Origin of the sequence: Streptomyces sp. NPDC055962, from assembly GCF_042270185.1 — a bacterium.
Lineage (GTDB): Bacteria > Actinomycetota > Actinomycetes > Streptomycetales > Streptomycetaceae > Streptomyces.
The window spans coordinates 568,012-593,106 of the sequence record NZ_JBHJYN010000002.1 but is presented as its reverse complement, the minus strand read 5'-3'; the positions used below and the strand labels follow the sequence as shown (position 1 = coordinate 593,106).

The window sequence follows — 25,095 nt, the reverse complement described above, 5'->3', positions numbered from 1 at the left end:
CATGAGCCCCTGGGCCTAGGACCGGCGACGGATGTGGGGACGGGAGCCGCTGGCTAGCGTGTGGGCCATGACGGAGCGAGAGCCGGCACGCGATCCGGAACAGCGCAAGCAGGACGCACTCGATCGCCTGGAGAGGGACGAGGACGCCTGGGTGGCGACGGCGTCGCCCGACGGTGTGCCGTGCCTGGTCCCGCTGTCCTTCGTGTGGCACGGGCACACGCTGCTGCTGGCCACCCGTCGCACCAACCCGACGGCTGTCAACCTGACTCCCGCAGGGCAGGTCCGGATCACCCTGGGGCACACGCGTGATGTGGTGCTCATCGAGGGAACGGCCGAGGCGGTGGAGGGGGCGGACCTCCCTGCCGATTCGGGTGACGCGTTCGCCGGGAAGCTCCACTGGGACGTGCGCGGACGTCCCGCCTGGGTGTATCTGCGGGTCACGCCGTACACCGTCAGGGCATGGCGCGAGGTGAACGAACAGGCAGGGCGCGACCTCATGCTCGACGGGACCTGGCTGGTCTGACGCCGCGCACGGACCCGGCAGGGAACGACGGGTCGGCAGCCGGCGACGGGTCGGCAGGGGAGGCAGCGGTGGCTGGGCCGACAGCGGGGCGTGGCAACGGTCGTTCGCCGTGTTCATGAGCGTCCCTCCGCCCGCAGGCCCGCGCCGGCGCCCGACACCGCGATCGCACCGTGGATGTCGGTACGCAGCACCTTGGCCCCCGCTGCCTCGAGCGCTTGGAGCGTACGGGCGGCCGGATGGCCGTACGGGTTGTCCGCACCGCAGCTGATCAGCGCGAGCCTCGGGCGGGTGCTGCGCAGGAGTGCGGTGTCCTGACGGGCGGAGCCGTGGTGCGCGACCTTGAGGACGTCCACCCGGGGCAGCGCGGGATGGCTGCGCAGCACCCCTTGCTGCGCCGGTGGTTCGAGATCCCCGAGGAGGAGCAGGGTCAGCCCGCCGGACCGGACGAGGAGGGTGACACTGGAGTCGTTCGGCTCTTCGGTCACCGGGACCGGCGCCATGCCCGGGGCGGCGGAGGCCGGCCACAGCACCTGCCAGTCCACGGGTCCCGCACGGCGCCTCTCCCCCGGCACCGCCCGGACCATCGGGACCCGCGCCTCTGCGGCTGTCCGCCTCACGAACGCCACCTGCTCCGGCGGTTCGTCGAGACTCGTCGTCTGGACGGCACCGACCTCGCGGCCACGCAGTACACCCGGCAGTCCGCGTACGTGGTCGGCGTGGAAGTGGGTCAACAGCAGCAGGGGCACGCGGGTGATGCCCAGATCCCGCAGGCACCGGTCCACGAGGCGGGGTTCGGGGCCGGTGTCCACGACCACTCCCGTGCCCTCACCCGCGGCGAGCACCATGGCGTCCCCCTGACCCACGTCGCACAGGGCGAAGGACCATCCCGGCGTCGGCCACCCCGTCATGAACCGGGTGAGAGGCACCGGCCTCAGCACGGCGAGCACCAGCAGGAGCGCGGCGGCGGAGCACACCCATGGATGACGGGCCAGACGCCGGGCGGACAGCACCAGCAGGGCCGTGAGGACTGCCAGGAGAGCCGCACCACGCCAGCCTCCCGGCCAGTCGGCCTCCGCCCCGGGGAGAGCGGCCCCGGTGCGGGCCACGGACGCGATCCATCCGACGGGCCAGCCCGCGACCCCGGCCAGCAGCTCCGCCACCCCCATGGAGACCGGGGCCGCAGCAAGCGCGGCGAACCCCAGCACCGTCGCGGGGGCCACCGCGAACTCGGCGAGCAGATTGCAGGGGATCGCCACCAGGCTCACCCTCGATGCGAGCACGACGACCACGGGCGCGCAGACCGCCTGGGCGGCGCCCGCGGCGGCGAGCATCTCGGCGAGTCTCTCCGGGACACCGTGCCGCTGGAGAGCACCGCTCCACCTCGGGGCCAGGACGAGAAGCGCTCCGGTGGCGAGTACGGACAGGAGGAACCCATAACTGCGGGCCAGCCATGGGTCGTACAGCACCAGCAGCAGAACGGCCGCGGCCAGCGCGGGGATCAGCGATCTGCGCCGGCCCGTCCCGATGGCGAGCAAGGTGATCAGGCCGCAGGCAGCCGCACGCAGGACGCTCGGCTCGGGACGGCAGACGATCACGAAGGCGAGCGCGATCCCGCCGCCGGCCAGGGCGGTCGCCCGGAGGGAGATGCCCAGCCTGGGTGCCAGACCGCGGCGTTCACTGCGCGATGCCGTGCCCGGTGGACCGATGAGGAGGAACAGCAGGATGGACAGGTTCGCGCCCGAAACAGCGAGCAGATGGGTGAGGTCGGTGGCCTTGAAAGCGTCGTGCAGGTCGGGCGGGACCCGTGACGTGTCGCCGACGACCAGCCCCGGCAGAAGCGCGCGTGCGTCGGCGTCGAGCCCCTCCGTTGCCGCCCGGAGGCCCGACCGCAGCTGCCCTGCGGTGCGCTGAAGAAGAGTGGGCTCCGAGACGATCCGGGGCGGCGCGTCCGCATCGGTGCCGAGCACGGCGGCGATCCGCTCCCCCTCGTGGCGCGGTGGCGCGAGCCTGCCGCTGACGCGGAGCCCCGTCGAGGGCAGAAGTCGTTGCCACCGCTCCGCCGCCTCCCCCGGTGCGACCATGACGAGCACAGGGGTGCGGAGGCGTGTGACCGTGCCGTCGGGTGCGGTCAGCTTCCTGACCTCCGCATCCAGGAGCAGGGACACGGGTGTGCTGTGGTCGCCCCGCACGCGGGGCCTGGTCTGCCGGGGATCGGACGTGACGGTCACCTCCGCCTCGACCCGCGCGTACGCCCCGGCCAGTCCCGGCACGGGACCGGTACGGGAATCCGCGCCGTGGAGCCCGGCCGCCGTCGCCCCTGCCGCCGCACAGAGCAGCGCCCCGGCAGCGACCGTGGTGCGGACCCCCGCACGACCCACAGACCTGAAGCGCCCGACGCGCCCCGGCGCCCCGCCCGGTGGTCCGGTCCGCCGTGCCGGCACCGGAACTGCGGCCGCCCGGGGTCCTGCTCGCACCACGAACCCGGGTACGGCAATGAGGCACAGACCGCCGCACGCGCAGAGCGCCACCCCCGCCACCACCCACTCGGCAGGCGCGTCCAGGGCCAGTGCGGCCGCCGCCCAGGCCGCCAGGGCAGGAGGAACAAGCCGCAGGTCGGCCGGAGCCTCCTGACGAGGGTCGGCAACGCCCAGACGCCGCCCCGAATCCGCGTGCACGTCAGGGGTGTTCACGGCGTGACCAGTGGGCGCAGGTCCGCGAACCGGCGGTCACCGATGCCGTCGACGTCACGGAGTTCGTCGACCGAGCGGTATCCCCCGTGCTCGGTGCGGTAGTCGATGATGTGCTGGGCGAGCACGGGTCCCACCCCCGGCAGGGTCTCGAGCTGTTCGACGGTGGCCGTACCGAGGCTCAACGGAGCCGCCGGGCCCGCCCCCGGGCCGGCGTCTGCCACCGACCCGCCCCCGGGTGGCGGAGCACCGGGGAGGCCGACCGCCACCTGCTCGCCGTCCGTCAGGACGCGCGCCCGGTTGAGCATGCTGACATCTGCGCCCTCCCGCACACCTCCGGCGGCGCGCAGGGCGTCCGCGACCCGGGAGCCGGCCGGCAGGTGCTGGATCCCCGGCCGACGCACCTTGCCGCTCACGTCGACGACGATCTGTCCGCCGGGTGCGGCGCCGGTCTGCGGCCCCACTGCCGGTCCCGGCGTGAGACCGGGCTGTTGAGCGCTCGGGGACTCCTGCCCGCCCACCTGGACCGCCGCGGCCTCCGTGACCCGGTCGGGGGCGTGTACGGGCTCGGGGCGGGCCGACCAGAAGTGTGCCGCCGCGAACACCGCGGCCCCGACCAGGACGACGGCGAGGGCGGCGAGGGCGCGTGGCTCCAGGCCGCATCGCGGCTGCAACCACAGGGGTAACCGGTCCCGCAGAGCAGGCAGGACCTCCCTCCGCCACCGCGACCGCCCGGCGGCGCCGTCCGTCACCCCGAGGCGCGGCAGGAGAGCCGGCCCGGCCGGGGGTGCTGCCGCGACGCCCGCGACACCCACGACGGGTGCCGGGCACGCAGGGGGAACCGAAGCCTGAGCCCGAGGGGGCTCCGCCACCGGCAACGGAACCTGGGCCCAGGACGGTGCCACGCGGGAGCGCACGGGCCCGCCGGGCGGGGCGGCGGTCCTGCCCGCCCCGCCACCCACCGCCCCGGCCGCGACTCCGGCCATCGACGCAGTCGCAGCCCCGGCCCTGGCCCCGGTCTTCGTCTCGGTCTCGGTCTCGGTCTCGGTCTCGGTCTCGGTCGACGAACGCTCGCCGGCCATGAGCGCTTCCGCGCGGAGGCGGGCGGCCGCCGCGACCTCGGCGGCCGGTCCACGCCCGACTCGCCGCCCCCGCCTGTGCCCGGTTGCGGACGCCGCCCCTGGCGCGGTGCCCGCCGCCCCGCCGGGGCGGACACCGGAACGGGCACGGGGCACACGGTGGGCGCCGCGGTGGGTGGCCCTGCGCGCGGGTGGGTCCATCGCCGCGTGTGCGGGCAGATCCGCGGGCCGGTACGCGGAGGGGTCAGCCGATTCGCCGGTCAGGTCCGGTCGGCCGGTCGCAGGGCTCGATTCCGGTCGGCCGGTCGCAGGGCTCGATTCCGGTCGGCCGGTCGCAGGGCTCGATTCCGGTCGGCCGGTCGCAGGGCTCGATGGGGAGAGTGATCGGAAGGTCATGCCACATGACGCTAGACACCTCGGCGGAAATCCGCCGAGCAGGACCGATTCCAGTGGATAACTGCCCAGTTGTGGATAACCACATCACCCCGCGGAGTGAAATTCACCGCGGTGAGACCACCGCTCCCAGCAGTCCTGGCCCGGTGTGCGCTCCGATCACCGCACCGACCTCGCTCACATGCAGGTCGACGAGCCCGGGAATCCGGCCCCGCAGGCGCTCCGCGAGCCTCTCCGCCCCGTCCGGGGCGGCCAGATGGTGCACGGCGATGTCCACGGCTCCCGCCCCGGCCTGTGCGGTCACGATCTCCTCGAGCCGCGCGATCGCCTTGGACGCCGTCCGGACCTTTTCCAGCATCTCGATACGGCCGTCGTCGAGTTGGAGCAGCGGCTTCACGGCAAGAGCCGAACCGAGGAGCGCCTGCGCGGCACCGATGCGCCCACCTCGGCGCAGGTAGTCCAACGTGTCGACGTAGAAGAACGCCCTCGTGCCCGCCGCCCGCTTCTCCGCGGCCGCGACCGCCTCGTCCGGTCCGCCGCCGCCCTCGGCCGCCTCGGCCGCCGCGAGTGCGCAGAATCCCAGGGCCATGGCCACCATGCCGGTGTCGACGACCCGCACCGGTACGGGCGCGTCCTTCGCGGCCAGCACCGCGGCGTCGTAGGTCCCCGAGAACTCGGCCGACAGATGGAGGGAGACGATGTGGGTGGCCCCCTGCTCGGCCACGGCGCGATACGTGGCGGCGAAGACCTCCGGGCTGGGCCGCGACGTGGTGACGGAGCGGCGCTTCTGCAGGGCGGTCGCCAGCGACCTCGCCGAGATCTCCGTGCCCTCCTCCAGAGCCTGATCGCCGAGGACGACGGTCAGCGGCACCGCGGTGATGCCGTGCCGTTCCATCGCCCGGGGTGGCAGGTAGGCCGTTGAATCGGTGACGATCGCGACATGGCGGGACATGAGCCGGAGATTACCTTCCACGGCGGGGACGCGGCAGCCCGGGACCGCCCTGCTGATCATTTCCGGTCGGTCCGGCCTTCGTCCCTGACACCCATCGGACTCCCCGGGGCCCTTCCGGACGCGAGCCGGCAGATCCCGCGCACCGTGGCCTCACCCGTGCAGCGTCACCGCTCACGCCTCTCGCGAGGACGGCGGTCCCGCAGTCCGGGTACGGCCTCCCCGCAGCCTGTGCGGGTCAGTTCGTGGTCTCCGGACGGGCGGACTTCTCCCACGGGTGGCGCGCGCGCAGCCGTGGGTCCGGGGGTGGGGTGAGCGACGCCGGCGCGTCGTCGGCCGGCCCGCTCCAGCTGTGCCCGGCCGTCGTCCCCTGTTCCGCCTCGGGCTCCTCGGTCGTCCAGTGACGCAGTGCCCCGGCCTCCAGGTCGATCTGCGCGTTCAGCGAGGCCAGATCGTCGTCGGCGAACTGCCTCGCACGATCGCGCGCCGCCCAGCGCAGCGACTCCGCCGAGTGCGTGATGCGTTCCGTGCGCTCCCTCAGGCCGGGCAGCAGCGTGGCCACCGTCGCCCGGTCCGGCTCACGTTCCAGCCGCTTGAGGTCGTTGTCGAGCTCGCGCCCGTGCGCGCTGAGGCGCTGGAAGAGGCCCACCGACTCGGAGAGGGAGGCATCCTCGACGGCTTGGGCGTCCAGCGCTTCCTGGGTGGCCCTCATCGACGTACGCAGGGCGAGCCGAAGCTGCGCGAGCTCCCCCGGCACACCCGGCTGACCGTAGCTCTTGGCCCGCAGGGCGGTGTCCTCCACGGAACGACGGGCCTGCGTGATCGTCCGGTCCACGCCGCGCTTGGCCGCGCGCACCGTCTTGACGCCTGCGTACACCCCGAGCGCCATGAACGCGACGAACAGCAGCGTCAGGATCAGGATCACGGCTTCCATGAACGCCCCTCGGTCGTCGGTTCGGCCGCCCGCGTGCGGCCGCCCCTTCTACCGTAAACGGAACGGGCAGGCCGAGGGTTCCATCGGAACCCCCAACCTGCCCGTAGGGGAAAGCCCTGGCACGGGACGGCACGCGCTCCCGTCACCCGGACCACAGGACGGCACACACCCCCTGGGTGCCGTTACGCGGGAACGATGTTGACCAGCTTCGGCGCCCGCACGATCACCTTGCGGATCCCCGCTCCACCCAGCGCGGCGACGACGTTCTCGTCGGCCAGGGCCATCGCCTCCAGGTCGCCGTCCGAGATCGACGGGGCGACCTCCAGGCGCGCCCTGACCTTGCCCTTGACCTGCACCACGCAGGTCACGGTCTCGTCCACGACGTACGCAGGGTCGGCGACCGGGAAGTCCTCGTGCACGACGGACCCGGTGTGGCCCAGACGGCGCCACAGCTCCTCCGCCACGTGCGGCGCCAGCGGGGCGATCAGCAGCACCAGCCGCTCCGCGACCGACCGGGACAGCGGGCCGCCCGCCTTGGTCAGGTGGTTGTTCAGCTCGGTGACCTTGGCGATGGCGGTGTTGAAGCGCATCCCGGCCATGTCCTGGCCGACACCGTCGATGGCCTTGTGCAGCGCGCGCAGCGTGTCGACGTCGGGCTCGGTGTCCACGACGGTGACCTCGCCGGTCTCCTCGTCGACGACGTTGCGCCACAGACGCTGCAGCAGCCGGTACTGGCCGACCACGGCCCGGGTGTCCCAGGGACGGGAGACGTCCAGCGGCCCCATGGCCATCTCGTACAGCCGCAGCGTGTCCGCGCCGTACTCGCCGCAGATCTCGTCGGGCGTCACCGCGTTCTTCAGCGACTTGCCCATCTTGCCCAGCACGCGGCTGACCTTCTCGCCACCGTGGTAGTACGCACCGTCACGCTCCTCGACCTCGGCCGCCGGGACCGCGATGCCGCGGCTGTCCCGGTAGACGAAGGCCTGGATCATGCCCTGGTTGTACAGCTTGTGGAACGGCTCGGCGGACGAGATGTGCCCCAGGTCGTGCAGGACCTTGGACCAGAAGCGCGCATACAGCAGGTGCAGCACCGCGTGCTCGGCGCCGCCGACGTACAGGTCGACACCGCCGGTCGGCTGTCCCTCGCGCGGTCCCATCCAGTACTGCTCGATCGCCGGGTCGACCAGCCGCCGGTCGTTGTTCGGGTCCAGGTACCGCAGCTCGTACCAGCAGGAACCCGCCCAGTTCGGCATGGTGTTGGTCTCGCGGCGGTACTTGCGCGGACCGGCACCGTCGCCCAGGTCCAGGGTGACGTCGACCCAGTCGGCGTTCCGGGACAGCGGGGTCTCGGGCTGGGTGTCGGCGTCCTCCGGGTCGAAGGTCCGCGGCGAGTAGTCCTCGACCTCGGGCAGCTCCAGCGGCAGCATCGACTCGGGCAGCGGGTGCGCGATGCCCTCCTCGTCGTAGACGATCGGGAAGGGCTCGCCCCAGTAGCGCTGACGGCTGAACAGCCAGTCGCGCAGCCGGAAGTTGACGGTGCCCTCGCCGACACCGCGTCCCTGCAGCCACTCGGTGATCTTCGCCTTGGCCTCGACGACGCCCAGGCCGTCCAGCGAGATCTCGTCGTTGGCGGAGTTGACCAGCTTCGCCTCGTACGAGCCGAAGGCGTCGTCCCAGGACGAGGGGTCCAGACCGCGGTCGTCCGACGGCTCGACGACACAGCGCATCGGCAGCTCGAAGGCGCGCGCGAAGGCGAAGTCGCGCGCGTCGTGCGCCGGTACGGCCATGATCGCGCCGGTGCCGTAGCCCATCAGGACGTAGTCGGCGATGAAGACGGGGACCTTCTCGCCGCTGACCGGGTTGGTCGCGTAGGCGCCGGTGAAGACACCGGTCTTGTCCTTGGCCTCCGCCTGACGCTCCACGTCGGACTTGGCGGCGGCCTGCTTGCGGTACGCGGTGACGGCCTCCGCCGGGTTCGCGTGGCCGCCCGTCCACACGGGGTGGGTGCCCTCGGGCCAGGCGGCGGGGATGATCCGCTCGACCAGCTCGTGCTCGGGCGCCAGCACCATGTAGGTGGCGCCGAACAGGGTGTCCTGGCGGGTGGTGAAGACGGTGATGTCACCGGCCCCGTCGACGGGGAAGTCGACGCGTGCGCCCTCGGACCGGCCGATCCAGTTGCGCTGCTGCAGCTTGATGGCCTCGGGCCAGTCCAGCCCGTCCAGGTCGTTCAGCAGGCGGTCGGCATACGCGGTGATGCGCATGTTCCACTGGCGCAGCTTGGCCTTGAAGACGGGGAAGTTGCCCCGCTCGGAGCGGCCGTCGGCCGTCACCTCTTCGTTGGCCAGCACGGTGCCCAGCCCGGGCGACCAGTTGACCGGGGCGTCCGAGGCGTACGCCAGCCTGTACTGCCCCAGGACGTCCGCACGCGCGGCGGCGCTCAGCGCGCCCCACTCGCCGCCGCCGGGGACCGGGCGCTCACCGCTCTCGAACTGGGTGACCAGCTCGGCGATCGGGCGTGCCCGGTCGGCCTCGGTGTCGTACCAGGAGTTGAAGATCTGCAGGAAGATCCACTGGGTCCACTTGTAGTAGTCCGCGTCGATCGTGGCGAAGGAGCGGCGCTTGTCGTGGCCCAGGCCCAGCCGGCGCAGCTGGACCTTCATGTTCTCCATGTTGGCCTCGGTGGAGGCGCGCGGGTGTGTGCCCGTCTGCACGGCGTACTGCTCGGCCGGCAGGCCGAAGGCGTCGAAGCCCAGGGTGTGCAGGACGTTGTGCCCGGTCATCCGCTGGTGGCGGGCGTAGACGTCGGTGGCGATGTAGCCCAGCGGGTGGCCGACGTGCAGACCCGCACCCGAGGGGTACGGGAACATGTCCATGATGAACTTCTTGGGCTTGGCGGCCAGCTCGGAGCCGTCCGCCAGGTCACCGGTCGGGTTCGGAGCCTCGTACGTCCCCTCGGCGTCCCAGAAGTCCTGCCAGCGTGCCTCGATGTCGGCGGCCATCGCTGCCGTGTAGCGGTGCGGCGCGGCCACCTCGGCCGCGGTGTTCGTCTCGCTCATGATCCTCAAAGCTCCATCGATCGTCATCTGCCGGCGCCCACGTCTACGGACACACGTCTACGGAAACGAAAAATCCCCTCGCACAGGAGGGGACGCCGCGCCGAGTCCGACCAGGCATTCTCACCGGTCGGAAATGATCAGCGCGGCTCGCTAAGCAGAAGGCGTACGGCACGCATGGCGTCAGGGTACCGCACGGGCCCGGAGCCCGGCCCGGCACATGGGCGGCACGACGAGGCGCACGGGTCTCCCCGCACCGGAATCGACAGGCACGCCATCCGCGCGAACCTTCCACATGACCCACACACTCCGGGGGTTACTCCGCGTACTGCCCCCTATCGGGGCAACAACTCAAACCTCGTACCGGCCGGTATACGGCGACCTAGCATGCGGCAACGGGACCGCTTTGCCGAACCATTCGGAGTCGCCCCCCCATGAAGCCTCATCGCAGGATCCGTTCGTCCCCCGCTCTGAGCCCCGGCCAAGGAATGAGCCGCCCGGTGCAGGGTGGACTGACTGCCGCGGCGCTCGTCCTCATCCCGCTCCTGGCCGTCGCCGGGAGCGACGCCATGCGTGCCGCGTTCGACTTCACCACCGGCGTCCTGACGCTGGTCTCCCTCACCGCGGCGGTCGCCTGGGGCCTGCTGGCCACCGACCGCGTGTTCCTCTCGACCCGTCAGCGGCTGACCTGCCAGGGCATCCACCGCGCGGCCGCCGTCACCTCGCTCGGTTTCCTCCTGCTGCACGGCACCGTGAAGGTGGCCCTCGGGCACGTCGGCCTGATCGGGGCCCTCATACCGTTCGGCACCGGTGTGAGCGGGACCGCCGGCCTCATCGGCTTCGGTTCACTGGCCGGGCTGCTGATGATCACGACTGCGGCGACCGGCGCCATGCGCAGCGCCTTCGCCACCCCGGGCCGGATCGCCGGCCGTTGGCGGACGCTGCACGCACTCGCCTACCCGGCCTGGTGTGCCGCCCTGGTGCACGGGCTGTACGCGGGCAGGCAACCCGCGGCCTGGGTCGTCGTGATGTACATGCTCTGTCTGACGGGGGTGGCCGCCGCGCTCGCCCTGCGTCTTCTGCCCGGCCACCTGAAGCGCCGGCTCACGGGTCTGGTCGCCGCCCTTTTCGCCCCGGACACCCTTCCGCCGGTCTCGGACCCGGTCATACGCGCCTCCCCGCCCCCGGGCCCGGAGCACCTGCCCACGCCGTCCGGCCACGGCCTGCCGCCCGAGGCGCCGGGCTGGGGCGACGACGACCGCGGGATGCGCGGCACCCCGGTCCGCCCCCGGACGCTGGCCGCTCCGGTGCCCCCCGCCCACGACCTGTCGGCGTACGGCCCGCAGCCCTACCGGCAGCCGGTGTACGACCCGTACGACCCCCCGCTGTACGAGCCTCCGCCGCGCGGTTCCGACCGGCTGGCCCCGGAACACGCCCCGGCTCCCGCCCCGGCGCCTTCGGCGGACACCCGGACGGGGTTCTCGGCCGCGTACCGGGCCGTCGCCCGCCCCTCCGCCGGCCCGGCCCGGACGCCGGACGGCCGCTGGCCCGCCCCGTCCCCCGCCCCGCCCGCGCAGACGCTCAGGGCCGCCGACAGCCCGTACCAGCCGCCCGTCCCCACCTCCGCCTCCGCCTCCGCCTCCGGCCAGGAGACCGAACAGCTGCCGGGTCCGCTCTTCCCGCCCTCTGCGGGAGAGCCTTGGCACGCACCCGCAGGAGACCGACCGTGAACGTCCCCCTCTCCGATGTGCCCGAGGTCCGCGTCGTCGGCCTCCCCCAGCTGACCACCGGCTTCGACCTGGTGGAACGGCTCGACCTCGCCATGCACCTGAAGGTGCACGGCCCCCTCGAACCGATGACGGGTGAGCGGCTGGCCGAACTGGCCGAGTCCGTCTCCCTGCGCGGCCGCGGGGGCGCGGGGTTCCCCTTCGGGAAGAAGCTGCGCGCCGTCGCCAAGGCGTCCATACGCCGCGGGGTACGGCCCGTCGTCGTGATCAACGGCAGCGAGGGCGAGCCGGCCTGCCGCAAGGACACCGTGCTCCTCAACCGTGCCCCGCACCTCATCCTCGACGGCGCCCTGCTCGCCGCGGAGGCACTCGGCGCACGCACGCTGGTCGTGGCCGTCACCCGCAACTCCACGGAGATCTCCGTGCGGACCGCCCTCGCCGAGCGCGGCCTGTCAGACCGCCGCGGCCAGCACCTGCGCGCCCGGGTCGTGCGCACCCCGGAGCGCATGGTCTCCGGGGAGGCCTCGGCCGTCATCCGGGCGGTCAACGGCGGTCCCGCCCTGCCCCCGGGCCGCCGCGAACGGGCGGCGGAATCCGGCGTGGCCGGGTCGCCGACCCTGTTGTCGAACGCGGAGACCTACGCCCAGCTCGCAGTCGCCGCGCGGCTCGGCTCACGGCGCTACAGCCACGCCGGCCTGCCCGACGAGCCCGGCACGGTGCTGCTCACCGTCTCCGGGGCCGTGGCGCGCCCGATGGTGATCGAGGTGCCCACCGGAGTGCCCCTGCGCTACGTCCTGCAACTGGCCGGCGCTCCGCCCCTCCCCCAGGGGGTGCTCACCGGCGGCTACCACGGCAACTGGATCGACGCGATGGCCTCGCACGACGCAGTGGTCTCCCGGGCGTCTCTGGCCGCGGCGGGCGGGGCACTCGGTGCCGGTGCCATCCTGCCGATCGGGCCGGAGACCTGCCCCATCGGTGAGTCGCTGAGGATCGCGAACTGGCTGGCCGCCGAGACCGCCGGCCAGTGCGGCCCGTGCAAGCTGGGGCTGCCTGCCGCGGCCGGTGGCCTCTCCGACGTGCTGAACGGAGGCGGTCCCGCCGCGCTGGAGGCGCTTCGCGAAGTGACCCAGGCGGTCAAGGGCCGCGGGGCGTGCAAACACCCGGACGGATCCGCCCGCTTCCTGGCATCCACCCTCTCGGCGTTCACGGACGACCTCGCCGCACACGTGCTGGACGGCGGCTGCGGACGGGAGACGCTCGGGGTCCTCCCCTTGCCCTCTCCCGGCTACGCGGACCTGGAGGAGTCCATCCCGAGCGGCGAGAAGCTGGCGGTGGACTGGACGCTCTGCCAGGGGCACGGTCTGTGCGCGGACATCGTTCCCGAACTGATCAGGCTGGGCCCGGACGGCTATCCGGCACTGGCCGACGCCGCCGTTCCGGTGCATCTACGGGGCCGGGCCCAGCGCGCCGTACGGCGATGTCCCGCCCTGGCCCTCCGTATCGAACAGGCACCCGCCGAGCGTCCCGCACTCCCGAGCGCGGGACGGCGGGCACTCGGCAGCGGACGCGGCTGACCGCCGACACCGGCGGGACGAACCGTCCAGAGGTGACGGGCACGACGAGAAGCGGCTCATCCGATCCGGATGAGCCGCTTCTTCACTGTGGAGCTAAGGAGAATTGAACTCCTGACCTCCTGCATGCCATGCAGGCGCTCTACCAACTGAGCTATAGCCCCGTGCTGATCGCCGCCCGGTTTCCCTGGCGACATCGAGAACATTACACGGTCCCCCCTGCCCATCAAAAATCGTTTCCGTCCGCGCCCGGAATGACCGGTCGGCGACGCCCTGACCAGCGGTTGCCCGGGTCACGCACGGCCGCTCCGGGACGCCGCTCAGGCCGTGGCGAAGGAGTAGAACCGCTTGAGGGTGCAGTGCTCCTCCAGGAGCCGGCCGTAGATGGGCTCCCCTTCGAGCTCCCGGTACGTCTCGATGGGGTCGCCTTTTATGATCAGCGCCCGCGCGCACTCCTCGCACCAGTACTGGAACTCCGCGTTGACAGGGTCCATGTCCCGGACGATGGGCGTACCGCTGCCGCACCAGTCGCACTTCCGCCTGTGTGCACCCATCCGGTCAGCTCCGAGGGCGGCCGCAGGCCGTGCACGCGAAGGAGCTCGCTCGCGAGGTGCCGACGACCTGGGGCGCGAAGGGGACGTGGACGCCGACGGAGCAGTGGGGCACGGCGGGGACAAGGGGCGGGCCCGGGGCCCGTACGCGGCTCGCACGCATCGCGCTCCCTCCCGATCGGTCCGTCGCCCCCTCCGGCGCTCCGATTCTGCCATGGAGCCGCAAGAGGGTCAGCCCGACGACGGCCCCGCCGCCCGCCTTTGTCCGGAACGAAGGGCATGGGACCCGCCCGGTGTACCTGCGACAACGCCCCTGAGCACCCCGCCGGCCCTTGTCCCAGGCGGGCCAAGGCAGTTGAGGCACTGCCGGCACCGGCCAGGGCTCCGGATCCGCGGAGTCGGCAAAAAAAGATCCCGCCCCCTGCCGGGGACGGGATCGTGAACTGTGGAGCTAAGGAGAATTGAACTCCTGACCTCCTGCATGCCATGCAGGCGCTCTACCAACTGAGCTATAGCCCCGCTGTCCGCTGTGTTTCCCTGCGTTTCCGCGCTGCGAACAAGAAGAACTTTAGCCTGCGACCAGCCGGAAAGTGAAATCCGGCCCCGGCCGCCCGGAGACGATCTCCGGGCCTCCGTCAATCGTCGTCCCCGAGCACCGGTTCGGGGAGCGTCCCCGCGTTGTGTTCGAGCAGGCGCCAGCCCCGCGCGCCTTCGCCCAGCACGGACCAGCAGCAGTTGGAGAGCCCGCCGAGCCCCTCCCAGTGGTGGGCCTCGAGGCCGAGCAGACGGCCGATGGTCGTCCGGATGGTGCCGCCGTGGCTCACGACGACGAGCGTGCCCGCGTCGGGCAGCTTGCCGGCGTGTTCCAGCACGACCGGGGCGGCCCGGTCGGCGACCTCGGTCTCCAGCTCGCCACCGCCCCTGCGGACGGGCTCACCGCGCTTCCACGCGGCGTACTGCTCTCCGTACTGCCCGACGATCTCCTCGTGGGTGAGGCCCTGCCAGGCACCTGCGTACGTCTCGCGCAGCGCGGAGTCGTGTGCGACGTCGAGACCGGTCACCGACGCGAGCTCGGCCGCGGTGGCCGCCGCCCGCCGCAGGTCGGACGCCACGATCGCGTCCGGCTGCAGCGAGGCGAGCAGCCGGGCGGCACGACGTGCCTGTTCGACGCCGGTTCCGGTCAGCTCGATGTCGGTGGAACCCTGGAAGCGACGCTCGAGGTTCCACGCAGTCTGACCGTGACGCCAGAGGACGATCTTGCGGCCCCTGCCGCTGCTGCTGCCGTTCAGCTCTGTTCACCTTCCGTGCCGCCGTTGAGCTGGGCGTGCTCCTCGGCCTTGCCGCGGGTCTTGAGGGCGTCCTCGGGGAGGGCGATCTCGGGGCAGTCCTTCCACAGCCGCTCGAGCGCGTAGAACACGCGCTCCTCGCTGTGCTGGACGTGGATGACGATGTCGACGTAGTCGAGGAGGATCCAGCGGGCGTCGCGGTCGCCCTCGCGGCGCACCGGCTTGGCGCCGAGCTCCTTCTGGAGCCGCTCCTCGATCTCGTCGACGATCGACTTGACCTGGCGGTCGTTGGGAGCCGAGGCCAGCAGGAAGGCGTCGGTGATCGACAGCACATCGCTGACGTCGTAGGCGATGATGTCGTGCGCGAGCCGGTCGGCCGCCGCCTGGGCGGCGGCGTTGATGAGCTCGATGGAGCGGTCCGTGGCGGTCACATGCAGGCTTTCGTCGGCGGTCAGATCGACCTCTAGGGTCTCACGGACCGCCGACAGCCCTCACGACGTCTGCTCGGGGATCTTGTAGTCCTGTCCGAGGGCCACGGACACGTCGGCGTTCGCGGCCGGCTCGCCCTTCTTCACCGCGCTCTCGGGAAGGCCGAGGGTCTTGGCGACCTCGACCGCCTTCGCCTTGTCCTCCGCGGCGCCGTAGACCACCTGGGACGAGGCCGCGGCCTCCGCCTTGCCGCCGTCGACGAAGGCGTAGCCACCGTTGACGAGCTGGACCCTGGCGGCCTCCGTCCCCTTCGTGTTCCCCGTGGCGTTCTTGATGCCGACGCGCACGGCCGCACCCTGGTCCGGCGCCTTCACCTTGCCGCCGAGGACGTCCTTGACGACGTCCGCGGTGGCCTGCTCGGTGAGGGTCCCGTCGCTCTGCACCGGGAGCAGCTCCGTCTTGTAGGCCCCCACCTTGGCGTGTCCGGCGAGCTTCGCCAGGGACGCGCCGAGATCCTGCTCCGGCAGGGACGGGTCGAGGATCTGCGCGAGGGTCTCGATGGTGACGGTCGCGGCCTTGGGGTCCTCCGACAGCTTGCGCAGCACGCTGCGCATCACCTGTCCGAACCGCATCAGCTGCTTGGCCTCCGGTTCGCCCTCGCCCTGGTAGGTGGCGTACGCGACGGCCATCTGGCCGCTCAGCGTCTGCCCCTCTCCCTTGCGCACGAGCGGTGCGGCACCCTTCTTCGTGTCGGGCACGTCCGTGTCGGTGTCCACCTCGATGTTGCCCACGAGCTCGACGAGGTTCTCGAGGTACGGGGTGTCCAGCCGCCACGTACCGCTGATGCTGGTGCCGAGCAGGGTGTCGATCGACTCACGCGTACCGGTGGAGCCGTCGTCGTCGACGGACTTGCCGAGCGTGGTGGTGGAGCCGTCGTCCGCGGCCACGGCCAGCGAGTTGGGGAGCAGGACGGTGGTGCCCTGTCCGGTGGTGACGTTGTCGACGAGCAGCGCCGTGGAGGTGCCGCCCTTCTTGGTGTTGTGCAGGTGGACCACGATGACGTCGCGCTTCTGCGGTCCGGTCGCCGTGGCGCCCTGCTCGTCCTGCCCCGAGACTCCCGGGATCTTCCCGGCGAACCAGAGGTAGCCCGCTCCGCCGACGATCACGAGGGCCACGACGACTATCAGCGCGACCATCCGGTTGCGTCCGCGCCGGCGTGCCTCCTCGCGCCGCTCGCTGCGGCTCTCGGTGAACTTCAGCCAGTCGATGACGTCTTCGGAGTCCTCGTCGGGCTCCTCGATGAAGGAGAACTGCTCGGTCCGGTAGTCGCGGTCGGCACGGCGCGGACCGGGGACCGCGGTGTCGGCGGCCGGCTCGGGCTCGCGCCGCGGTTCCGGAACCGGTGGCGGCGGTGCGGCCGCCGGCGCGGCAGGGGCCTGGGGTGCGTTCCACTGCTGCTGCTGGGAGTCGTCCACGGTGGGCGCGGCGCCGGTGTCCTGGCCGTACGTCCCGTAGGTGCCGTACGTGCCGTAGCCCTCGTCGTACCCGTACCCCTGCTGCGCCTGCTGCTGGGTGTGCTGGGCGGTGTACGGGTCGTACTGCTGCTGCGTGCCGGCGTACGGGTCGTAGCCGTAGCCCTGCTGCGTTTGCCCGTCCTGCTGGGACTGCTGCTGGGTCTGCTGGGTCTGCTGCTGGGCGTACGGGTCGTACTGCTGCTGCCCCTGCTGCTGATAGACCGGCTGCCCGTACTCGTCGTAGCCGATGATCTGCGGCTGCTGCTGGTACGGGTCGTACGGGTTCTGTCGGTCGTTCACAGGTGCCCCTCTGCGTGGCTCATTCGCCGCGGTACAGCTGGCGCTTGTCGATGTAGCGGACGACGCCGTCCGGCACCAGGTACCAGACCGGCTCCCCCTGCGCGACCCGGGCACGGCAGTCCGTGGACGAGATGGCCAGCGCGGGCACCTCCACGAGCGAGACGCCGCCCTCGGGCAGCCCGTCGTCCGTCAGTACATGACCCGGCCGGGTCACACCGATGAAGTGGGAGAGCGAGAACAGCTCCTCGGCGTCCCGCCAGGTCAGGATCTGGGACAGGGCGTCGGCGCCGGTGATGAAGAAGAGGTCCGCGTCGCCGTGGGCCGTGCGCAGGTCCCGCAGCGTATCGATCGTGTAGGTCGGACCGCCACGGTCGATGTCGCTGCGGCTCACCGAGAACTGCGGGTTGGACGCGGTGGCGATGACCGTCATCAGATAGCGGTCCTCGGCCGGGGACACCTGCTTGTGACTCTTCTGCCACGGCTGCCCGGTCGGGACGAAGACGACCTCGTCGAGGTGGAAGTGGGCGGCCACTTCACTGGCCGCCACCAGGTGTCCGTGATGGATCGGGTCGAAGGTCCCGCCCATCACGCCGAGTCGGCGCTTGGCGCGGCCGGTAGGCACTTCCTGCTCTCCCATGCGTGCAGACCCTACTGGCACAACCGTTCGTCTCTGCTTCAGCGGTCTCGGTTGAAGCGGGTGGTGATCCACAGCAGGAGCAGCAGCGCGACGAACGCGCCACCACCGGTGAGGTACGGGCTGAGGCTTTCGTGGTTCCCACCCTGCTCGCCTTCGGCGGCGAGGGTGACCAGCTGGTGCGCGGTGCTCGAGAGGCTCATCTTCTGCAGGACCTATCCATCGGGAATCAGGAGGGAGACGTCGCGCACATCGTATGCGGGCGTCGTGGGCACGCTCACGCCGACTCAGTCGTTGTTGTCGTCGTTGCGGTATCCACGAAGCAGGAACCAGGCGAGCAGTGCGGCTCCGACGAGCGAGACGAGCAGCACGATGCGAAGTGTGTCGCCCGGCCCCTGGTCCTCGGACACGGCGGCGAGCATGACGGCGGTATGCGGCATTCCGGGCGCTCCTCAAAGTTATCCACAGCCCCCCGCACACCGTAGCGCCAGCACATACGCTGGCTTTTGCCAGGGGGACGAGCGACGTCTCGTACGAACAGGGGGCCATCCATGACCGACGCCAGTCACGAGAGCGTGCCGAGCAGGCACCGCAAGCGATTTCCGGGTATCTCCTCCCGCGCCTACGAACACCCCGCGGACCGCTCGGCCCTGGTGGCGCTGCGCAAGCTGAGCGGTTTCGACACGGTGTTCAAGGCGCTGAGCGGCCTGCTGCCCGAGCGCAGCCTGCGGCTGCTCTTCCTCTCGGACTCCGTCCGGGTGAGCGACGCCCAGTTCGCCCATCTCAACGACATGCTGCGGGATGCCTGTTACATCCTGGACCTGGAGAAGGTCCCGCCGATGTACGTGAGCCAGGACCCGCGCCCCAACGCCATGTGCATCGGCCTCGACGAGCCGATCATCGTGGTGACGACCGGGCTGGTGGAGCTGCTCGACGAGGAGGAGATGCGGGCCGTCGTGGGCCACGAGGTGGGCCACGCGCTCTCCGGCCACGCGGTGTACCGCACGATATTGCTCTTCCTCACCAACCTCGCGCTCAAGGTGGCGTGGATCCCGCTCGGCAACGTCGCGATCATGGCGATCGTGACGGCGCTGCGCGAGTGGTTCCGCAAGTCGGAGCTGTCGGCCGACCGGGCCGGGCTCCTGGTGGGACAGGACCTGCAGGCCTCGATGCGCGGACTGATGAAGATCGCCGGGGGCAACCACCTCCACGAGATGAACGTGGACGCCTTCCTGGCCCAGGCCGAGGAGTACGAGAAGGGCGGCGACCTCCGCGACTCCGTTCTCAAGATCCTCAACGTGCTGCCCCGCTCGCACCCGTTCACGACGGTCCGAGCCGCTGAGCTGAAGAAGTGGTCGGAGACCCGGGACTACCAGCGCATCATGGACGGCCACTACCCCAAGCGCGACGAGGACAAGGACACGTCGGTGACGGACTCCTTCCGTGAGTCCGCGGCCCACTACGCCGACACGGTCCGCACCAGCAAGGATCCGCTGATGAAGCTCGTCGGTGACATCGCGGGCGGTGCGGGTGACCTCGGCGGCAAGCTCCGCGACAGGTTCACCGGGGCGGCCGGCGGGGGTGGTGCGGCCAAGGGCGGCGCATCGCCCTCGGACGCTACGGACGGCTCCGAGGGGACCTGGCGGCGTCCGGACCCCGGGGAGGAGAGCCCGGGTTCGGGGAGCTGACGGCCAGCGTTCCGCAGAGCGCGGCCGTGGGTACGCCCGTGGCGTACGGATCGGTGCCCGACGGCCCCCGGGTGGCCGCCCGCTCCCCTGCGAGCAGCGGCCTCAGGACCCCCGTCGCCCCGGTCGAGCAGGACTGCGGGCCGGCCTGGACGTAGGCGCTGCGGACCTCCAGGCGGTGCAGCCGGATGTCCTCGCGGTCGAGCAGGAAGTGCAGGACCCGCCGCACGGTGAACAGCGAGGCGTCGTCCGCCCGGTGGGGTCCTGACACCGCGGGGCGCAGGGCGTAGGTGAAGGTGTGGTCGGACACCACCTCCAGGGTGTCCGCCCCCGCCTCCGCGTACGTGAGGGTGCCCTGTACCCGGATGTCGGGAGCGGCCAGTTCCACCGCGGCCGGGTCGAAGCGCACCAGCCAGCCGGTGGCGCTCTCCTCGCCGCTGCCGGCCGGGGACTCCACGCTCCGGTCGAACTGCGGCGTCTGGTCCGGATCGAGCAGTCTCCCCACCGGCCGGACGATCCCGCCGGTGAGCACGTCGGGGTCGAGGGAGGAGTTCACCAGGTAGTCCTTGACCGTCGTCAGGGCCATGGTCACCTGGCTGTCGGAGAAGTTCTTCGTCCGCCGGCCCGGCGGCAGGTTGATGCCGGAGGCGCCGCTGCGGTGTCCCGCGGCCGGACCGTCGGCGAGGAGCGACACCGCGGTCCCTCCCGGTACGGGGCCCTGGGGGGCGAGGGGGATCACCGTGCTCTGGAGCGGTTCGGCACGCCTGCCGACAGGGGTCGGGTAGGGGTTGCGGAAGCCTATGTAGACGGCCGCGGCGAAGGCCAGCACGATCAGCATGGCGAGGGCGATACCTGCCCGGGAGCGGCGTCGGCCGGCGCCTCGGCCCGGGAGGGAGCGTACGGCGCGCGCGTGCTCGCCCATGCGCTCCTGGGCCGAGAACTCCTGCAGCCGGGCAGCGCGCACGAACGATTCGTCGAAGACGAGTGAGCGGTACTCGTCCTCCCCGCCCTGGGGGTTCTCGGGCGGCCCTTCCGGCGGTTCTCCGCGGCCTGTCATGACTTCTCCCGATCTCCGCGCCACCGGCGGCGGGTGGCACTGGGATCCGCGTCAGCCGCTGGGCGTCGTGCGGACCTGTCCGTCACGGGTTCGACACAGGGACAAGTGGCTTGCCCTCCCCCCGGGGACGGGGACGGGAGGAGGAGTCACAGGGTCATACCTTCAGAGTGGGTCGATCGTCATCACGGTAAACGCCCCGCAGGTGGGAGCGCAGGTGGAGCGCGGCCGGGAGAGGCGTTCGCGGGGCACGCGGCCGCACCGGGGCCGCTTCCGGCGGACGGACCGGAACACCGCGCGGCCGGGGACACCGCGGACCGAGCCCTCACGTCGCGGAACCCCTGCCCCGCGGGGCTGCCGGGCTGGGGACGGCGGCAGGCGGACGGGCGCTCGGGCGGGCCCGGAGCAGCCGCGCCGTCGCACCGGCGGTGTCACGGCAGAAGGGGGCACGGCAGCAGGGGCGGGGCGACACACAGAGGTCACCACAGCGGGGGCCAGGCGACGCGCAAAGAGCACGGCAGCAGGGGGTGCGGCGGCACGCAGAGGTCGCCACAGCGGGGGCCAGGCACCGTGCAAAGAGCACGGCAGCAGGAGGGGTCAGGGCGGCGCCCGGCCGGCCCGGCGCCCTCTCGTCCGTCGCGCCGCAGGAGGCCACAAGGAGGCCGGCACCCGCCGCTGCGAGGCTCAGGGCGTGCGGGGAACGGCGGAGACCGCGGGGCGCGAGTCGTCGGCCGAGGCAGAGGGCGCGGTGCCCGGCAGGTCGACACCGCTCGTCACCGGCGGCGGTACCTGACCCTCCTGGTCGCTCCCCGCACCGCGGTACACGGCGCTGAAGGCCAGCGCCACCATTCCGATGCCCATCAGCAGCGCGAGCAGCCAGGCGACGGGCCGGTGCCAGCGGGCAGCGCCTCGGTACGGACGCAGGGAGCCGCCATGACGCCCGTACGGGCCGTTGTCGTCCTCGTGGATGCCGTAGGGGTCATCGGGGTCGAACGGGTCCCCGAAGGCCCTCTCGCGGCCGTACAAGCCGTCCGGCCCGTAGCCGTCGTCGTAGAGGTCGTCGTCCAGGGAGCCGGCGCCCGAGCGGGCCCGGCTCGCCTCCGCCTCGGCCCGGGCCTGCGCGGCGGCCAGCAGACGCTCGACGGCGGTGGGTTCGTGGATCTCGGCGGACCTGACGAAGTCCTCGTCGAACACCACGGAGGCGAAGTCCTCGTCCGCGCCCCCGCGGTCGTCGTCGGGCTCCCAGCCGTCCGGGAACGGCTTGCCCCCCACGTCGTCCGGCACAGCCTCAGCGTAGCCCCGGCAGGGCGATTTGGGCAGAGAGTCCGTGAACTCGCCCCCCGCCCCGCCGGGGCCCCGCCCTAACGGATGTGGCCGTCCCCGGTGACGATGTACTTGGTGGACGTCAGCTCCGGCAGCCCCATCGGCCCGCGGGCGTGCAGCTTCTGCGTGGAGATGCCGATCTCGGCACCGAACCCGAACTGGCCGCCGTCCGTGAAGCGCGTGGACGCGTTCACGGCGACCGTCGTGGAATCCACCAACTGGGTGAACCGCCGGGCTGCGGCCTGCGAGGTGGTGACGATCGCCTCGGTGTGGCCGGAGGACCAGAGGCGGATGTGCGCCACGGCGGCCTCCAGCGAGTCCACGACCGCCGCCGCGATGTCGTACGAGAGGTACTCGGTCTCCCAGTCCTCCGCGGTCGCCGCCACCACGGTGGCCTTGGACCCCTCGGCGTGGGCGAGCACCCGCTCGTCGCCGTGCACCGTCACCCCGGCCTCGGCCAGCGCGTCCAGGGCCGCGGGCAGGAAGTCCGCGGCGATGTCCTTGTGGACCAGGAGGGTCTCGGCGGCGTTGCAGACGCTGGGACGCTGGGCCTTGGAGTTGACCAGGATCTCGACGGCCATGCCGAGGTCGGTCTGCGCGTCGACGTATACGTGGCAGTTGCCCGTGCCGGTCTCGATGACGGGGACCGTCGACTCCTCCACGACCGTACGGATCAGGGAGGCCCCGCCGCGGGGGATCAGCACGTCGACGAGGCCGCGGGCCCGCATGAGTTCGCGCACGGAGTCGCGGTTCTCCCCGGGGACGAGCTGCACCGCGTCCGCCGGGAGGCCGGAACCGCCGACGGCGTCCCGGAGGACCCTCACGAGTGCGGTGTTCGAGGCGTAGGCCGAGGAGGATCCGCGCAGCAGGACCGCGTTGCCCGACTTCAGGCAGAGCGCGGCGGCGTCGACCGTCACGTTGGGCCGTGCCTCGTAGATGATGCCGACCACGCCGAGCGGCACCCGCACCTGCCGCAGGTCGATGCCGTTGGGGAGGGTGGAGCCGCGGACCACTTCGCCCACGGGGTCGGGGAGCGCTGCCACGTCCCGGGTGTCCGCGGCGATCGCGCGGATCCGTTCCGGGGTGAGCGTGAGCCGGTCGACGACGGACTCGCTCGTCCCCGCCTCCCTGGCCTTCGCGACGTCCTCGGCGTTGGCCTCGACGATCTCGCTGGTGCGTACTTCGAGGGCATCCGCGATCGCCAGCAGGGCGTCGTCCTTCGCCGCGCGCGGGAGTGGCGCGATGTCGTCGGCAGCGGCGCGTGCCCGGTAGGCGGCCTGGGCGACCGGGGACATGTTGTCGTACGGCGAAAGCGTGGTCATGCCCGCAGGGTAGTGCGCCCACTGCGGGCATCCGTCACGTATCCCGTGATGCGAGACAGGCGTATCGGCGCCCGTGCACCCGGCCCGGCGCACCCGGTCAGTACGGGTGCACCCCGACCGGGGCCGCCGGTGGCGGACCGTAGCCCTCGGCGATGCGCAGGTGGTAGGTCTCCCGGTCGATGACCTCGAGACCGACGATCTCCCAGGGCGGGAGCTTCGCGCTGGAGCGGTGCTCGCCCCACAGCCGCAGCGCCACCGCCGCGGCGTCGTGGAGGTCCCGGGCCTCTTCCCAGTAGCGGATCTCCGCGTGGTCGTTCGCGTACCGGCTGGTCAGCAGGAACGGATGGTCGTGCGCCAGCTGCTCCAGCCCGCGCCTGACCTCCTTCAGCGGTGTCTCGCTGCCGGAGACGCTGAGGGTGATGTGCCACAGCTTGGAGCGGATCCGTTCCTCGTCCGTCACCACCGGTTCCTGCTCGAGGGTCTGGTCGGTGGGTGTACCGACGTAGTCGGCCCCCGCTCCGACACTGGTCAGGGCGCGGCTGCCCGTTCCGCGGGGCAGTGCCCCCGGGCGCGCTCGTCTCACCGGCGGCCTCCTGTGAATGCGTAGCTGTGCTGACCCCTCTGTGTCCCCGGGACAAAGTTGACCAGCCCGGGGCCCGGTGTGGGGCGGTTTTCGTGAAGGTCTCCGCCCGAAGGCTGGACTTTCAGCCGTTTCAGGGGGCCGTACGGGGCGTGAGGACGACGAGATCGTCCCTGTGTACGACTTCCCGCTCGTAGGCGGGGCCCAGCTCGCGCGCGAGGTCGCGGGTGGACCGGCCGAGGAGCTGGGGGATCTCCTTGGAGTCGAAGTTGACGAGCCCCCGGGCGACGGCCCGGCCGGCGGTGTCCCGCAGCTCGACCGGGTCCCCCGCGGAGAACTCCCCCTCGACCGCGGAGATCCCGGCGGGCAGCAGGGAGGTGCGGCGCTCGACGACGGCACGTACGGCTCCGTCGTCGAGCGTGAGCGCGCCCTGCGGGGTGGAGGCGTGGGCCAGCCAGAGGAGGCGGTCCGCGGAGCGGCGCCCCGTCATGTGGAAGTACGTACCGGTGTCCCGCCCGGCGAGGGCGTCGGCGACGTGGCTCGCCGAGGTCAGGACGACCGGGATCCCCGCGGCGGTGGCGATCCGGGCCGCCTCGACCTTCGTGACCATGCCGCCGGTGCCGACGCCGGCCTTCCCCGCGCTGCCGATGGTGACGCCTTCGAGGTCGGCCGGCCCGCTCACCTCCGCGATGCGCGTGGTGCCCGGTGTGCTCGGGTCACCGTCGTAGAGGCCGTCGACGTCGGACAGGAGTACCAGGAGGTCGGCGTGGACCAGATGGGCGACGAGCGCGGCGAGCCGGTCGTTGTCGCCGAAGCGGATCTCGTCGGTGGCGACGGTGTCGTTCTCGTTGACCACAGGGAACGCGCCCATCTCGAGCAGCTGGTCGAGCGTGCTGTAGGCGTTGCGGTAGTGGGCGCGCCTGCTGGTGTCGTCGGAGGTGAGGAGCACCTGCCCCACCCGTACGCCGTACCGCGCGAACGAGGCGGTGTAGCGCGCGACGAGCAGTCCCTGGCCGACGCTGGCGGCCGCCTGCTGACGGGCCAGGTCCTTCGGCCTGCGGACCAGGCCGAGGGGAGCGAGGCCGGCCGCGATGGCACCGCTGGAGACGAGGACTATCTCGCGCTCCCCGCCGCTCCTGACCTTGGCGAGGGCGTCGACCAGGGCGTCCACCCGGTCGGCGTCGAGCCCTCCCGAGGCGGTGGTGAGGGAGGAGGAGCCGACCTTGACGACGATCCTGCGGGCTTCGGTCACACCCGGCCTACGCTCCGCTCCGCCGCCGGAAGGCGTACGGAGCACACCTTCGGATTCGCCTGCCGCGCCTTGAGATGCCCTTGCCCCTGACACGTACGCCCGTCCCCACATCACGTCGTTCTGCTCGGTCCTCTCAATCTACGCGAGGGAGCATGCGGGCACCGGGCCGTCTCAGGTGCTGTCACGAGCCGGTCCGGGCCGTGCCGGCCGCGCGGAAGGATCACGGTGAGCGGCTGACCGACATGCGCC

21 protein-coding genes and 2 tRNA genes are annotated in these 25,095 nt (G+C 72.0%); 4 read left to right on the top strand and 19 right to left on the bottom strand.

All coding sequences use genetic code 11. The features are described 5' to 3' along the window. Nucleotides 1-67: 67 nt before the first annotated feature. Complete coding sequence (locus ACFC51_RS07830; RefSeq protein WP_376527527.1) at nt 68-523, top strand: pyridoxamine 5'-phosphate oxidase family protein; 456 nt, start codon at nt 68-70, stop codon at nt 521-523. 113 nt (nt 524-636) lie between these two features. Here ACFC51_RS07830 and ACFC51_RS07825 read toward each other — a convergent pair whose 3' ends face one another. The 5 genes from ACFC51_RS07825 to leuS form a co-directional block, all read right to left on the bottom strand. Further along, complete coding sequence (locus ACFC51_RS07825; RefSeq protein WP_376527525.1) at nt 637-3,213, bottom strand: ComEC/Rec2 family competence protein; 2,577 nt, start codon at nt 3,211-3,213, stop codon at nt 637-639. Next, complete coding sequence (locus tag ACFC51_RS07820) at nt 3,210-4,292, bottom strand: helix-hairpin-helix domain-containing protein (RefSeq protein WP_376527522.1); 1,083 nt, start codon at nt 4,290-4,292, stop codon at nt 3,210-3,212. The genes ACFC51_RS07825 and ACFC51_RS07820 overlap by 4 nt, the downstream gene beginning before the upstream one ends. A gap of 496 nt (nt 4,293-4,788) precedes the next feature. Continuing rightward, on the bottom strand, nt 4,789-5,634 hold the full coding sequence (locus ACFC51_RS07815; protein WP_376368585.1) for a DegV family protein: 846 nt from the start codon (nt 5,632-5,634) through the stop codon (nt 4,789-4,791). Nucleotides 5,635-5,869: 235 nt separating this feature from the next. Continuing rightward, nucleotides 5,870-6,565 carry a hypothetical protein gene (locus ACFC51_RS07810; protein WP_376368586.1) on the bottom strand — a complete coding sequence of 232 codons (696 nt, stop codon included), beginning with the start codon at nt 6,563-6,565 and terminating at the stop codon, nt 5,870-5,872. A gap of 182 nt (nt 6,566-6,747) precedes the next feature. Continuing rightward, nucleotides 6,748-9,621 carry a leucine--tRNA ligase gene (gene leuS, locus ACFC51_RS07805; RefSeq protein ID WP_376527521.1) on the bottom strand — a complete coding sequence of 958 codons (2,874 nt, stop codon included), beginning with the start codon at nt 9,619-9,621 and terminating at the stop codon, nt 6,748-6,750. A 497-nt stretch (nt 9,622-10,118) separates the two neighbouring features. Between leuS and ACFC51_RS07800 the strand changes: the two genes are divergently transcribed. Together ACFC51_RS07800 and ACFC51_RS07795 are read left to right on the top strand one after the other, a co-directional pair. Continuing rightward, a complete protein-coding gene (locus tag ACFC51_RS07800; protein ID WP_376527519.1) occupies nt 10,119-11,348 on the top strand; it encodes a hypothetical protein in 1,230 nt (409 codons plus the stop codon). Then, the gene (locus ACFC51_RS07795; protein WP_376527516.1) at nt 11,345-12,919 is read left to right on the top strand and encodes an NADH-ubiquinone oxidoreductase-F iron-sulfur binding region domain-containing protein; all 1,575 of its coding nucleotides are present in this window, start codon (nt 11,345-11,347) and stop codon (nt 12,917-12,919) included. The genes ACFC51_RS07800 and ACFC51_RS07795 overlap by 4 nt, the downstream gene beginning before the upstream one ends. An 88-nt stretch (nt 12,920-13,007) precedes the next feature. Here the strand turns inward: ACFC51_RS07795 and ACFC51_RS07790 are convergent. The 9 genes from ACFC51_RS07790 to ACFC51_RS07750 all read right to left on the bottom strand — a co-directional run bounded on the left by ACFC51_RS07790 (nt 13,008) and on the right by ACFC51_RS07750 (nt 18,070). Continuing rightward, nucleotides 13,008-13,080, bottom strand: a tRNA-Ala gene (locus ACFC51_RS07790). A gap of 156 nt (nt 13,081-13,236) precedes the next feature. Then, nucleotides 13,237-13,470 (bottom strand): hypothetical protein, encoded by a 234-nt coding sequence (locus tag ACFC51_RS07785; protein WP_033305681.1) that lies wholly within the window; start codon nt 13,468-13,470, stop codon nt 13,237-13,239. Between the two features lie 443 nt (nt 13,471-13,913). Continuing rightward, nucleotides 13,914-13,986, bottom strand: a tRNA-Ala gene (locus tag ACFC51_RS07780). Between the two features lie 116 nt (nt 13,987-14,102). Then, complete coding sequence (locus tag ACFC51_RS07775) at nt 14,103-14,756, bottom strand: histidine phosphatase family protein (protein WP_376368610.1); 654 nt, start codon at nt 14,754-14,756, stop codon at nt 14,103-14,105. Continuing rightward, a complete protein-coding gene (gene rsfS, locus ACFC51_RS07770; protein ID WP_376368590.1) occupies nt 14,753-15,184 on the bottom strand; it encodes a ribosome silencing factor in 432 nt (143 codons plus the stop codon). The genes ACFC51_RS07775 and rsfS overlap by 4 nt, the downstream gene beginning before the upstream one ends. Nucleotides 15,185-15,244: 60 nt before the next feature. Beyond that, nucleotides 15,245-16,996, bottom strand: a complete 1,752-nt coding sequence (locus ACFC51_RS07765) for an LCP family protein (RefSeq protein WP_376527514.1) — start codon at nt 16,994-16,996, stop codon at nt 15,245-15,247. Nucleotides 16,997-17,015: 19 nt separating this feature from the next. Next, on the bottom strand, nt 17,016-17,633 hold the full coding sequence (nadD, locus tag ACFC51_RS07760) for a nicotinate-nucleotide adenylyltransferase (protein WP_103514616.1): 618 nt from the start codon (nt 17,631-17,633) through the stop codon (nt 17,016-17,018). Nucleotides 17,634-17,671: 38 nt separating this feature from the next. After that, a complete protein-coding gene (locus tag ACFC51_RS07755; RefSeq protein WP_376368592.1) occupies nt 17,672-17,833 on the bottom strand; it encodes a hypothetical protein in 162 nt (53 codons plus the stop codon). Between the two features lie 84 nt (nt 17,834-17,917). Then, nucleotides 17,918-18,070, bottom strand: a complete 153-nt coding sequence (locus ACFC51_RS07750; protein WP_329228769.1) for a hypothetical protein — start codon at nt 18,068-18,070, stop codon at nt 17,918-17,920. Nucleotides 18,071-18,181: 111 nt separating this feature from the next. Between ACFC51_RS07750 and ACFC51_RS07745 the strand changes: the two genes are divergently transcribed. After that, nucleotides 18,182-19,318 (top strand): M48 family metallopeptidase, encoded by a 1,137-nt coding sequence (locus ACFC51_RS07745; RefSeq protein ID WP_376368594.1) that lies wholly within the window; start codon nt 18,182-18,184, stop codon nt 19,316-19,318. Here the strand turns inward: ACFC51_RS07745 and ACFC51_RS07740 are convergent. The 5 genes from ACFC51_RS07740 to proB form a co-directional block, all read right to left on the bottom strand. Further along, on the bottom strand, nt 19,248-20,372 hold the full coding sequence (locus ACFC51_RS07740) for a hypothetical protein (RefSeq protein ID WP_376368595.1): 1,125 nt from the start codon (nt 20,370-20,372) through the stop codon (nt 19,248-19,250). The genes ACFC51_RS07745 and ACFC51_RS07740 overlap by 71 nt on opposite strands. Nucleotides 20,373-21,053: 681 nt before the next feature. After that, nucleotides 21,054-21,653: a hypothetical protein gene (locus ACFC51_RS07735; RefSeq protein ID WP_376368596.1), complete on the bottom strand. Its 600-nt coding sequence runs from the start codon at nt 21,651-21,653 to the stop codon at nt 21,054-21,056. Nucleotides 21,654-21,730: 77 nt separating this feature from the next. Further along, nucleotides 21,731-23,014, bottom strand: a complete 1,284-nt coding sequence (locus ACFC51_RS07730) for a glutamate-5-semialdehyde dehydrogenase (protein ID WP_376368597.1) — start codon at nt 23,012-23,014, stop codon at nt 21,731-21,733. Nucleotides 23,015-23,111: 97 nt separating this feature from the next. Continuing rightward, nucleotides 23,112-23,597, bottom strand: coding sequence for a hypothetical protein (locus ACFC51_RS07725; protein WP_376527510.1), 486 nt, complete (start codon nt 23,595-23,597; stop codon nt 23,112-23,114). A 130-nt stretch (nt 23,598-23,727) separates the two neighbouring features. Then, nucleotides 23,728-24,846, bottom strand: coding sequence for a glutamate 5-kinase (gene proB, locus ACFC51_RS07720; protein ID WP_376368599.1), 1,119 nt, complete (start codon nt 24,844-24,846; stop codon nt 23,728-23,730). Between the last annotated feature and the right edge of the window lie 249 nt (nt 24,847-25,095).